The sequence below is a fragment of the Halodurantibacterium flavum genome (assembly GCF_042681825.1).
GTDB lineage: Bacteria > Pseudomonadota > Alphaproteobacteria > Rhodobacterales > Rhodobacteraceae > Halodurantibacterium > Halodurantibacterium flavum.
Map to the genome: position 1 here is coordinate 332471 of NZ_JBHUGH010000001.1, position 12006 is coordinate 344476.

A 12006-nucleotide genomic window follows, 5' to 3' on the forward strand; every position below is an offset into this window, starting at 1 on the left:
GGGGGCGGCATGTCGGGCGACAAGGCCGGCGACGGGGCTGACCACAGGGCGGCGCGGGAACGCCGCGCGGCGATGTGGCACGGGACGATGGGCACCTGTCCGAATTGCGGCGAGGGGCGGCTTTTCTCGGGCTATCTGCGGGTGGCCGCGGAATGCAATGTCTGCCACGAACCCCTGGGCGAATACCGGGCGGCCGACGGGCCGGCCTTTTTCGCGATCAGCATCGTCGGGCTGCTGTTGGTGCCTATCCTCGGGTTTGGCTTTGTGTTCTTCCGCGACAACCCGGTCGCGCTGCTGACCGTGACGGTGATCGGCGTGACGGTGCTGACGCTGGTGACGCTGCGGCTGGTCAAGGGCGCCTTTATCGGGTTTCTCTGGGCCAGCGGGGACCGCGACCCGGGCTCCTGAGCGCCGGGCGACCCGCCAGTTGTCATAATTCTGTCGCAATTCTCTGGCAGCCCGGGCGGGGGCACCCGGCCCCTTTGGGGGCGTCATGCTCGATCTCAACGACCTGCGGCTTTTCGTGGCCATTGTCGAACATCAGGGTATCCTGAAGGCCGGCCGCGCGCTGCGGTTGCCGAAATCGACGATCAGCCGCCGGCTGGCGGGTCTCGAGGCGCAGCTGAAGGCGCGGCTGGTGATCCGCGCGGGCGAGGAATTCGCGCTGACGCCGGCGGGGCAGGAAGCCTATGCGCTGGGGCTTCAGGTTGTCGAGGCCGCGCGCCGGGCCGAGGACCGGTTGCTGCCCTCGGCCCGGGCGATCGGCGGGCAGGTGGGGATCGCGGCATCCTCGCTCTTTCTGCCGGTGCTGCCCGGCTGGCTGGCGGAGCTGGGCGCGGCGCATCCCGGCCTCTCCTTCAGTCTGGAGATATCGGAACGCGATCCCGAACCTGCGGGAGGCGGGGCCGAGCTTTACCTGCGCGCCCATGACGGCGCGTTGCGGGACAGCGCGCTGATCCAGCGGCGGATCTGCCGGACGCCGCTGGTTCTGGTCGCGGCGCCGGGGGTGCCGGTACCGGACCATCCGGCGGCCTTTGCGGACGACCTTCTGGTCTTTGGCGGCGATCCCGGGCGGCGGGAGTGGGCGATGACGGGGGCGGGTCAGGGGGCGGCCGAGACGCGGCTGGGGGGAAACCTGCGCCTGATCAGCTGCAACCTGCCACTGCTCCTGGCCGCGGCCGAGGCGGGGCAGGGCGCGGCGCTGATCCCCGAATTCGCCGCCCGGGCGGGGCTCGCTGCCGGGCGGCTGGTGGCGGTGCTGCCGGGTTGGGTGGGGCCGTCGGTCGCGGTGACGCTGCTGTCCCCACCGCGCGAGGGGATGAACGCCACCCTGCGGCTATGTGCCGATACGCTGGCCGCCCGGGTCAAGGCGGCGGTTCTGACGTCCGCCCCCGATGCTGTCCGGGATGCCGCCCCCGATACCCCTGCGGATGTTGGGGGGGTTCAGGATCGGGAACGGGCGGTCCCGGAATTGCGCCCGGGTCTTGTTACAGATCTGTCGTATGGGGGGGCTAGGCCGGGCAGGCGCAACGACGCGCTCATGCAGCCAAGCCCGGAAAGCGAGATGCCCATGACCCCGTTTCAGACCACACTCGGCAGCGCGGCCCTGACCGCCGCCCTTGCCCTGCCCGCCGCCGCACAGGACGCCCAGGGGCCGCTTGTGCTTTACACCAACGATTTCGAAGGCGTCATCACCGAGCGGTTCGAGGCCGATACCGGCCGCGAGATCGACGTGGTGCAGATGTCGGGCGGCGAGATCCTGGCCCGCATCGCTGCCGAGGCCGCCAACCCCCAGTGGGACGTGCTGATCTACAACGGTTCCTACACCTTCCACATGCTGGACCAGCAGGAGGCGCTGTTGCGCGGCGTCGCCCCCGCGAACCTTGGCAACCTGAACGAGACCGGACAACGCTTCCTGCCCGAGAACCGCTCGTGGTTTCCGATCGGCCTCTCGGCCTCCTGCGTGATGCTCTATCGCACGGATCTGGTCGACAACCCGCCCGCCCGCTTTGAGGATCTGGCCGATCCGCGCTTCAACGGACAGTTCGGCATGGCCGATCCGGCCGTGGCGGCGCCGGCCTATCCCTGCGTGGCGCAGTTCTTCGAGGCGATGGGCGACGAGGGGGCACGTGACCTTTTCACCCGCTATTTCGAGAACGGGATGCGGGTTTTCCGCACCAATGGCCCGACCGGGGCGGCGCTTGTCTCGGGGGATATCTCGCTCGCGCTCATCACCTCGCAGGTGGCCTATACGCTGATGGCCGATGGCGAGGTGCCGGTCGATGTGGTCTGGCCGGCCGAGGGCGCGCCGGGCGTGGTGCGTGGCGCGGCCATTCAGGCGCGCACCGCCCGTCCCGAGGCGGCGCAGGCCTTTGTCGAATGGCTGCTGGAACCGGCGACGCAAAGCTGGCTGGCGGAATCCGCGCCTTCGGACGGCAAGTTCGAGCCGACCGTGACCGGCGCCACCCGCCGCGCCGACGGCCCGCCCGCAGGTCAGACCTACCTTGTCGCCTCGGATGACTTCGCGGTCGAACATGAAGCCGAGATCAAGACCTGGTTCGCCGATCAGGCGCTGAACTGAGCGATTGGCCGACGGGCGGCGCGGGGGGTAGCCCTGCGCCGCCGCATCTTCCCGGTGGGGTATGCGCCGTTTCCGACGATCCGCCTGCCCGTCCTTCCCCGGTCCCCGAAAGGTGTCCCATGACCGATGCGAGTTTTGCCAAGGGCGCCCCCGCGCCGCTTTCGGGCCAGCCCTTTTCAGGACGGCGCCGCAAAGGTCTGCGGATCACGGCCGAGGACGGGCTGGGCCTTGCGGTGATCCTGGCCCTGGGCCTTCTGGTGCTGGCGCCGATGGGGGCGGTGCTGGTGCAGGCGGTGGCGCCCGGGGCCTTTACCGGGCAATTGCGCGGCTTTGGGCTTTGGGGACTGCTGGAGATCCTCGAACGGCCGCTCTGGCGTCGCGCGCTCTGGAACTCGCTTTTTCTTGCGACGGTGGCGGCGGTTCTTGGCGGGCTGATGGGGGCGGGGCTGGCCATCCTGCGCCATAACGGGCGGCTGGCCCTTGGGCCCGCGCTGGACGTCGCGGCCTGGGCGATCATCATCCTGCCATCCTTCATCCTGGCGCAGGGCTGGATCCTGTTCGCAAGCCGGGGCGGGCTGGCGAACCAGTGGTTCGGCCTCGGCTTTGTGCCGGATCTGGTGTTCAACCCCTGGGGGCTCGCGGTGGTGATGGCGCTCAAGTCCTTTCCCTTTGCCTATCTCACGACCTCGGCGGCGCTGCAGTGGCGGATGGAGGACTTCATCCATGCCGCGCGGCTGAACGGGGCGGGGCCGCTGCGGGTGCTCTGGTCCGTGCGGCTGCCGATGGTGCTGCCCGCCGTGCTGTCGGGGGCGGTCCTGATCTTCATCGACGTGCTGGGCGATTTCGGCCTGCCCGCGGCGCTGGCGACGACCTACCGCTTTCCCACGCTGACCTATGCGATCTATGTGGCGATCAACCAGTCGCCGATCCGGTTCGATCTGGCGGGGGTCATGGCCTTTTACGTCACCGCCATCATGCTGGTCGCGGTGGTGGCCTATTTCCGCGTGCTGCGCAGCCGACGCTATGACTTTCTGGGGGCCAAGGCGCGGATGGGCGGGACGGGGCCGGTGAACCGCGCACTGCTGCCGAACGTGCTGGCGCTGGCCGCGCTGACGCTGGCGCTGGTCATCCCCATCGGGTCGAGCGTCATCGTCTCGTTCACCGACCGCATCGCGCTGGGGATCGGCACGGACAACCTGACGCTGCGCCATTACGCCTATGTGCTGGAAACCGGCGGGGCGTTCCTGCGGGCGCTGCAATCGTCCATGTGGATCGCGGCGCAGGCGGCGGTGGGGGCGGGGATCATCGCGGCGGCGGCGGCCTATGTCGTCACCTTTTCGGGCTTTCGCCTCAACCGGCTGATCGACCTGACCTGCACGCTGAGCTTGGCCGTGCCCGGCGTGGTGCTGGGGATCGGCTATATCTTCATCTGGAACGCGCCGCTGGTCGACCGGGCGGGGCTGTCGCTTTACGGCCATCCGTTCATCCTTGTGCTGGCGGGGATCGCGGGCGCGGTGCCGATCGCGGTGCGGGTGCTCTTGGGCGCGATGGCGCAGGTGCCGGCGACCATGCTGCAGGCGGCGGCGCTGCAGGGCGCGGGGCTTGCGCGGCGCATCCTGACGGTGGTGGTGCCGCTCGTTGCGGCGGCGCTCGTCTCGGCCACGCTGACGGCCTTCGGGTCGGCCATGTTCGACCTTGCGATCACCTCGATCCTGCGGCCGCCACGCCTCGATGTGCTGCCCGTCTATGTAAACCGCGCCTTCGAGCAGGGTCAGTTCGGTGCGGCGACGGCCGCGACCCTGCTGGCGGGCGGGCTGACGGTTCTGATCATCGCCGCGATCAGCGCGGCCTCGCGCCGGCTGCTGCGCCGGCTTATTCCGACCGATGCCGGGAAAGGGTGAAGCATGCTGACGATCGAGGGGCTGACACGCAATTTCGCCGGGCAGAGGGTGCTGAACGCGGTCTCGATGCAGGTGCCGCAGGGGCAGGTGGCCTGCATCGTCGGCCCCTCGGGCTGCGGCAAGTCCACGCTGTTGCGGCTGGTTGCGGGGCTCGACGTGCCCGATGCCGGGCGGATCGCGCTGGACGAGACCGAACTGTCGGGCCCCGGCTGGGCGCTGGAGGCGCGCAAGCGCAGGCTCAACATGGTGTTTCAGGACTATGCGCTCTGGCCGCACATGCGGGTGGCGCAGATCGTGGGCTATGGGCTGCGGCACCTCAACCGCCACGACCGCGACCGGCGGGTGGCAGCGCTGCTCGACCAGATGCAGATCGCGCGGCTGGCGGACCGGCTGCCGTCGCAGATATCAGGCGGGCAGCAACAGCGGGTGGCGATTGCCCGCGCGCTGGCCACCGACCCGGACCTTCTGCTGCTGGACGAGCCGCTGTCAAACCTCGATGTGCAGTTGCGGCTGGATATGCGGATGGAATTTGCCGAGCTTTTCGCCCGCGTCGGCAAGACGGTGCTTTACGTCACCCATGACCCGCTCGAGGCGTGTTCCTTTGCCGATACGCTGGTGGTGATGCGGGCGGGCGGGATCGAGGAAAGCGGCACGCCAGAGGCGCTGTTCGCGCGGCCCCGGTCGGAATGGATCGCGACGCTGGCCGGGTTCGACACGCGGATGCCGGCCGAGGTTCTGCCCGGCGCGCCCGAGGGCGAGCTTGCGCTGGGGGTGGCGGGGCAGGTGCTGCATCTGCCCGAGACCGCGCTGACGGGCGGGCGCGGGGCACCGGGGCAGGGGGTGACGCTGATGCTGCATCCGGGTGCGGTCGCGCTGGGGCCGCCCCGTCTGCCGGGACAGGCGCGGCTCTCGGGGCGGGTGCGGCGCTGCCTGTTCGAGGGGCGGCACTGGCGCGTCACGCTGAGCCTCGGGGCGACCGAACTGGCGCTGATCGCGCCCGAACGGCTGGCCGAGGGCTCCGCCGCCGAGATCCATTTCGACGGCAGCGCCGCCGTCGCCTTTCCGCAGAACGCCTGACAGAACGCCCCGCCCCTGACGCCTTTACACAAGACCCCCGAGGACCGATGAACCAGATGACCGACCCAGCCCTTGCTGCCTTCCGCCCGCTTCATTTCGACGGGCTGCAGGACCCGCCTGGCGCGGTGCCCGTGCCGGTCGCCGGCGCGCTCTGTGCCCGGGGTCTGCTGCGCGAGGCGGGCCTGCGGCTGGAGCTTGCCCCCGGTGACCCCACCGCCCGGCTGGAGGAGATCCGCGACGATCTGTACAGCCATGGGCTGATCGAGCCGCCCCGGGCAGAGGTCATGCCGGTGACGCGCGGCCCCGAGGGGGCGGAACTGGCCAGGATCGACCGCAGCGCGCTGCGGATCATGGGGTTCTGGGCGCAGAAGGTGCATATCAACGGGCTGACCCTGGCCGAAGGGGGGCCGATGGTGTGGCTCTCGCTCCGGTCCCATGAGGCGGCGGCAAATCCCGGGCGCTGGGACACGCTGGTCGCGGGCGGCCGCGCGGCGGGCCAGAGCGTCATCGACTGCGCGCTGCAGGAGGGCTGGCAGGAGGCAGGGCTGCGCCCCGAAGAGATGCGGGGCCTGCGCGCGGCCGGACGGATGAGCGTGCAATATGTCTCGGCCCGCGGCTTTCATCAGGAGCTGCTGCTGATCCACCATCTCGACCTGCCGCCGGGGTTCCAGCCCCAGTGCCATGACGGCGAGATCGAGCAGAGCGAGGCGGTGCCGCTTGGCTTCCTGCGCGCGATGCTGGCCGATCCGGGGCATTTCAAGTTCAGTTCCTGGCTGGTGCTGCAGGATCTGGTGGCACGGCTCGACCCCGACGATCCGGATACCGACGCGCTTGGGCCCCGGGTCTTTGGTTCGCCGGGTGTGGGCGCCGAAGCTTGAATTGCCGCGATGCGGCGGCTAGCATCCGCACAACCCACGGCAGGTAAGCGATGCGCGCCCACGAACTCACGGTTTTCTTCGTCGTTCAGAAAGGCGCGCTGAGCCTTCGGGCGCGGTTCCTTGCGCTGTCGCTGCGGCGCTTCATGTCGCCCTACCTGCATCTGCGGGCCGCAATCCCCGAAGATACGCCGCCCCCCGATGACGAAACGCTTGATCTTCTTGCCGCGCTGGGGGTCCAGTTCGAGGTGTTCGAGCCCGACCTGATGAAGCGCCACGCCTATCCGATCGGCAACAAGATCGACGCGGCGACGCTGCCGTTCCGGACGCGCTATGCGCTGTTTCTGGACAGCGACATGCTGATGATGCGCAATTTCGCGACCTGGAAGCTGGGCGAGCCGCAGCTTTCGGCCCGGCCCATCTTTGGCGCGCAGGCCTTTGCGGGGAAGGGGGCGCGCGCCATCGAGGCCTTTGCGACCGAACGTCTGGGGATCGACCCGGCGGAATATGCCGCGCGCGAGCCGCAGTTCAGCAGTCGGGCCGAGACTTTTTTCGCGGTCTGCAATTCCGGCGCTGTCCTGTTCGACACCGAGACCGATTTTGCGACCCGCTGGCGGGATGTTGCGGATCAGGTCCTCTCGTCGGACCTGCCCAAGGGGCTGCGCCATCCCTATGCCGATCAGGCGGCGCTGGCGCTGGTGATGGCGGAGGGGCGGCACAGCTTTCAGTGGCTTCCGCGCTTTTTCAACAGCTCGGTATCGAGCGACCGCACGCCGATCCTGATGCATTACTTCCGCTTTCCTTCGGCGCTCGCCCGCCCGGATTCCCATGCCATCGTGCTGGAGCTTCAGGAGGAGGCGGCGCGCAAGGGGTTCAACGCGCTGGGGGAACTGACGGTGAAGGATCTGGCCTATTTCAGGCGTCCGCCGAAATTGCCCGATAATGTGGATCCGGTTTTTGCCATGGCGGGCCAGGGCGAAAGCTCTGACGACGAGGGTTCGGACGACGCGTAGCCGACGCGTAGCCTCTGGGCCGCATCGGGCTGACACAAAAGGTTCACTTGCCCGGCGCTATATTTCCTGTATTCCTGAATTATGGAAACAGAAGCCGCCTCACGTCTTTTCACTGCCCTTGGTCATCCGGGCCGCCTTTCGGTCTTCCGGCTGTTGATGCGTCACGCGCCGCAGCCGGTCCGCCCGACCGAGATTGCGGCCAGCCTCTCGCTGCGCCCGAACACGCTGTCGCATTATCTTTCGGATCTGGAAGCCGCGGGGCTGATCGGTTCGGAGCGGGAGGGACGCTCGATCCACTATTCCGTCGCACTCGATCGCGCGTCGGACCTGATCGGGTATCTGGCCAATGACTGTTGCCGGGGGCGGCCCGATCTCTGCCAGCCGCATCTTCAGCCCAAGGGCCCAGTCATGACCGACACAAGCACAGAAACCTGGAATGTCCTTTTCATCTGCTCGGGCAACTCCGCCCGGTCGATCTTTGCCGAGGCGATCCTGAACGAGCGCGGCGCGGGCCGGTTCCGCGCCTATTCGGCAGGGACGCGGCCGGGCAGCAGCCTCAACCCCTTCGCGGTCGAGGTGCTGCGGCGCAACGGGCTCGACATCTCGGGGCTCAGGTCCAAGCATGTCTCGGAATTCGAGGGGCCGGACGCACCGCGGATGGATTTCGTCTTTACCGTCTGCGACGCCGCCGCCGATGAGGAATGTGCCCCTTGGCCGGGCCAGCCGATGACCGCCCATTGGGGCCTGCCCGACCCGGTCAAGGCCACGGGAACGGATGCGGAAAAGGGCCTTGCCTTTGCGCGGACCTTCGAGGCGCTCAACCGCCGGATCGGCGCCTTCACCGCGCTTTCGGCCGAGGCGCTGGACCGCCAGTCGCTTCAGCGGCGGCTGGACGATATCGGCCGCAGTCAGGACTGACATGCCCGGCTGACGGTTCCGACTGACATTGGCAGACGAAAGGACGAAAGATGCCGCGCATTGCACTCAACGGTCTTGGCCGGATGGGAAAGCTGGTCCTGCGGGACCTGATCGAGACCGGGGCGGGGGGTGAGATCGTCCTGCTGAACGACAGCGAAGGCGATCCGGCGCAGCACGCGCTGCTGCTGGAATTCGACTCTGTCCACGGGCGCTGGCCGGCGCGGTTCGACCATGACCCCGAGGGGCTGACCATCAACGGCCACCGGATGCGCCTGACGCGCGAACGCGACATCGCCGCGCTGCCGCTGCGCGAGATGGGCGTCGATCTGGTGATCGACTGCACCGGCGCCCACAAGACGGCGGCGAAACTTGCCCCCTACCGGCAGGAAGGCGTGCAGAAGATCGTGGTTTCCGCCCCCGTGAAGGACGGCGACGCGCTGAACCTCGTCTTCGGGATCAACCACGACCTTTACGAGCCCGCGCGCCACGATCTGGTGACGGCGGCGAGTTGCACGACGAACTGCCTTGCGCCGGTGGTGCGGGTGATCCACGACGCGCTTGGCATCCGTCACGGCTCGATCACCACGATCCATGACGTGACGAACACCCAGACGATCGTCGACCGCCCGGCCAAGGACATGCGGCGCGCGCGGTCGGCGCTGATGAACCTGATCCCCACGACGACCGGGTCGGCCAGCGCCATCGCGCTGATCTATCCCGAACTCAAGGGCCGGCTGAACGGCCATGCGGTGCGGGTGCCGCTGCTCAATGCCTCGATCACCGATTGCGTGTTCGAGGTCGAGCGCGAAACCACGGTTCAGGAGGTCAATGCGCTCTTCCGGGCGGCGGCCGAGGGGCCGCTGGCGGGTATTCTCGGCTATGAGACGCGGCCGCTGGTATCGTCGGATTTCGTGAACGATCCGCGTTCGGCCATCGTTGATGCGGGCTCGACGCTGGTCGTCAACGGCACGCAGGTCAAGGTCTATGCCTGGTATGACAATGAATGGGCCTATGCCTGCCGGGTCGGCGACATCGCCCGCATGGTCGCGGGGCAGATGGCATGACCGTGGCGGCACCCGCGAACCCGTTGCGCGCCTATGCGGCGGTGACGGCGGCCTATTGGGCCTTCATGCTGTCCGACGGCGCGCTGCGGATGCTGGTGCTCTTGCATTTCAACACGCTCGGCTTTGCGCCGCTGCAACTCGCATGGCTGTTCCTGCTTTATGAGGCTGCGGGGATCGTCACCAACCTGTCGGCCGGCTGGATCGCGGCGCGGTTCGGGCTGGCCTCGACGCTTTATGCGGGGCTGATGCTGCAGATCGCGGCGCTGGCGGCGCTGGCGCAGCTTGATCCCGGCTGGGGGGTGGGCGCCTCGGTCGTCTTTGTGATGGCGGTGCAGGGTGCGAGCGGGGTCGCCAAGGATCTTGCCAAGATGTCATCGAAAAGCGCCGTCCGGCTTTTGGCGCCCTCGGGCGAGGGGGTGCTCTTTCGCTGGGTGGCGCTGCTGACCGGGTCGAAGAACGCGGTCAAGGGCGCGGGGTTCTTTCTGGGCGCGGCGCTTCTGGCGCTGGCGGGGTTCGGCGCGGCCGTCTGGGCGATGGCGGCGGTGCTGGCGGCGATCCTTGTCGCAGTCGCGCTGTTCCTGCCGCCGGGACTTCCGACCGGCAAGAAGGGCACGAAATTCACGCAGGTCTGGTCCCGCGACGCCCGCATCAACCGGCTGAGCCTGGCGCGGATGTTCCTGTTCGGCGCCCGCGATGTCTGGTTCGTGGTGGGCATCCCGGTCTATTTCCAGTCGGTCCTGTCGGACGGGACCCCGGACAGCCGGCGGGCGGCGTTCTTTCTGATCGGTGGGTTCATGGCCGCCTGGATCATCGCCTATGGCGCGGTGCAGGGCGCGGCCCCCCGCATCCTGCGGGGCGCGGGCGATCATACCGGCGCTGCGATCCGCTGGGCGGGATATCTGGTGCCGATCCCCTTTGCGCTGGCGGCGCTGGCGCTTGCCTCGGGCGGGCCGGCGATCTGGCTGACGCTCACGCTGGTCGCGGGACTGCTGCTCTTCGGCTTTGTCTTTGCCGTGAACAGTTCGGTCCATTCCTACCTGATCCTCGACTATTCAAGGGCGGAACGTGTGACGATGGACGTGGGTTTCTACTACATGGCCAATGCGGCGGGGCGGCTGATCGGGACGCTTCTGTCCGGGCTCAGCTATCAGGCGGGGGGGCTTGCGCTCTGTCTTGCGACGGCGGGCGCGATGGCCGGGCTGAGCTGGTTTTCGATCCGGCGGCTGCGCTAGGCGGGGCCGGCGGATGACGGTTGCCACAAGACCGACATCCAAATCTGCGATGATCCTTTCCCGACCTTGGTGAATCGGCCCGGCATCTGTCGTGTACCGGTGTGCTTTCTGTTACCTTGAGCCTCGCAAAGAGCCTGGCAAAAAAATCGGCCTTGCCCTTGCCGCACATACAAGCTCCTGAAAAATATGGTCTAAAAGCGCTGTACGCCGGCAGCGCCTGCCGTGGCGTGTCATAATAGTTTTACATTCATGTCACATATGAGCCGCAATCGCCGGATAGACAGCCCCCAGCCGTCACCCCGACGGTCGGCTTGATAGCTAGGAGCTTTATATGTCGATGCTTAAACTGACCGCTTCGGCCGTCGCGATCGCTGCGATCTCTGCGACCGCCGCCGCTGCCCGCGACCAGGTTCAGGTTGCCGGTTCCTCGACCGTTCTGCCTTATGCGACCATCGTCGCCGAAGCCTTTGGCGAGAACTTCGACTTTGCGACCCCCGTCGTCGAATCCGGCGGTACGGGCACGGGCTTCCGTCGCTTCTGCGAAGGCGTCGGCGAAAACACGGTCGATATCGCGAACGCATCGCGCGCGATCCGTGACAACGAGATGGCCGAATGCACCGCGAACGGCGTGACCGAGATCATCGAGATCCGCATCGGTTATGACGGCATCGTTTTCGCGTCGGACATCAACGGTCCGTCCTTTGCCTTCACCCCCGAAGACTGGTTCAACGCGATGGCCGCACAGGTGATCGTCGACGGCGAGGTTGTGGCAAACCCCTACACCACCTGGAACGAAGTGAACGCGGACCTGCCCGAGCAGCGCATCCTGGCCTTCATTCCGGGCACCCGTCACGGCACCCGTGAAGTGTTCGAAGAGCGCGTCCTGCACGCCGGCTGCCGTTCGTCGGGCGCCGAAGAAGCGCTGGCCGCTGCCGGTGTCGAAGGCGGCTGCACCGCGGTCCGCACCGATGGCGTGGCTGTCGATATCGACGGCGACTACACCGAGACGCTGGCCCGCGTCGACTCCAACCGTGAAGCCATCGGCGTCTTCGGTCTGGCCTTCTACGAGAACAACACCAACCGTCTGCAGGTCGCGACCATGTCCGACATCGAGCCGTCGGTGGAAACCATCTCGACCGGCGAATACCCGGTGTCGCGCCCGCTGTTCATCTATGTGAAAAAGGCGCATATCGGTGTGATCCCCGGCCTGAAGGAATTCGCGCAGTTCTTCGTCTCGGACGACATGGCCGGCCCGAACGGCCCGCTGGCCCAGTATGGCCTCGTCTCCGACCCCGAGCTTGCCGCGACGCAGGCCGCTGTCGAAGCCGAAGAGACCATGTAAGAC

General features: G+C 67.7%; 10 protein-coding genes. All 10 read left to right on the forward strand.

The genetic code is table 11. The features are described from left to right. Positions 1-9: 9 nt before the first annotated feature. The 10 genes from ACFSGJ_RS01470 to ACFSGJ_RS01515 all read left to right on the forward strand — a co-directional run bounded on the left by ACFSGJ_RS01470 (position 10) and on the right by ACFSGJ_RS01515 (position 12003). Positions 10-408 (forward strand): DUF983 domain-containing protein, encoded by a 399-nt coding sequence (locus tag ACFSGJ_RS01470; RefSeq protein ID WP_390258873.1) that lies wholly within the window; start codon positions 10-12, stop codon positions 406-408. 85 nt (positions 409-493) lie between these two features. After that, positions 494-2581, forward strand: coding sequence for an extracellular solute-binding protein (locus ACFSGJ_RS01475; RefSeq protein WP_390258874.1), 2088 nt, complete (start codon positions 494-496; stop codon positions 2579-2581). Between the two features lie 119 nt (positions 2582-2700). After that, the gene (locus tag ACFSGJ_RS01480; protein WP_390258875.1) at positions 2701-4482 is read left to right on the forward strand and encodes an ABC transporter permease; all 1782 of its coding nucleotides are present in this window, start codon (positions 2701-2703) and stop codon (positions 4480-4482) included. A gap of 3 nt (positions 4483-4485) precedes the next feature. After that, complete coding sequence (locus ACFSGJ_RS01485; protein ID WP_390258877.1) at positions 4486-5559, forward strand: ABC transporter ATP-binding protein; 1074 nt, start codon at positions 4486-4488, stop codon at positions 5557-5559. A 56-nt stretch (positions 5560-5615) separates the two neighbouring features. Beyond that, entirely contained in the window at positions 5616-6437 is an 822-nt protein-coding gene (locus ACFSGJ_RS01490) for an NUDIX domain-containing protein (RefSeq protein ID WP_390258880.1), read from the forward strand. A gap of 50 nt (positions 6438-6487) precedes the next feature. Continuing rightward, positions 6488-7447 carry a hypothetical protein gene (locus ACFSGJ_RS01495; protein ID WP_390258881.1) on the forward strand — a complete coding sequence of 320 codons (960 nt, stop codon included), beginning with the start codon at positions 6488-6490 and terminating at the stop codon, positions 7445-7447. Positions 7448-7528: 81 nt separating this feature from the next. Next, a complete protein-coding gene (locus ACFSGJ_RS01500; RefSeq protein ID WP_390258883.1) occupies positions 7529-8365 on the forward strand; it encodes a metalloregulator ArsR/SmtB family transcription factor in 837 nt (278 codons plus the stop codon). A gap of 50 nt (positions 8366-8415) precedes the next feature. Continuing rightward, on the forward strand, positions 8416-9429 hold the full coding sequence (locus ACFSGJ_RS01505) for an ArsJ-associated glyceraldehyde-3-phosphate dehydrogenase (RefSeq protein ID WP_390258885.1): 1014 nt from the start codon (positions 8416-8418) through the stop codon (positions 9427-9429). Then, entirely contained in the window at positions 9426-10661 is a 1236-nt protein-coding gene (arsJ, locus tag ACFSGJ_RS01510) for an organoarsenical effux MFS transporter ArsJ (protein WP_390258887.1), read from the forward strand. The genes ACFSGJ_RS01505 and arsJ overlap by 4 nt, the downstream gene beginning before the upstream one ends. Positions 10662-10992: 331 nt before the next feature. After that, a complete protein-coding gene (locus ACFSGJ_RS01515) occupies positions 10993-12003 on the forward strand; it encodes a substrate-binding domain-containing protein (protein ID WP_390258888.1) in 1011 nt (336 codons plus the stop codon). Positions 12004-12006 lie beyond the last annotated feature (3 nt).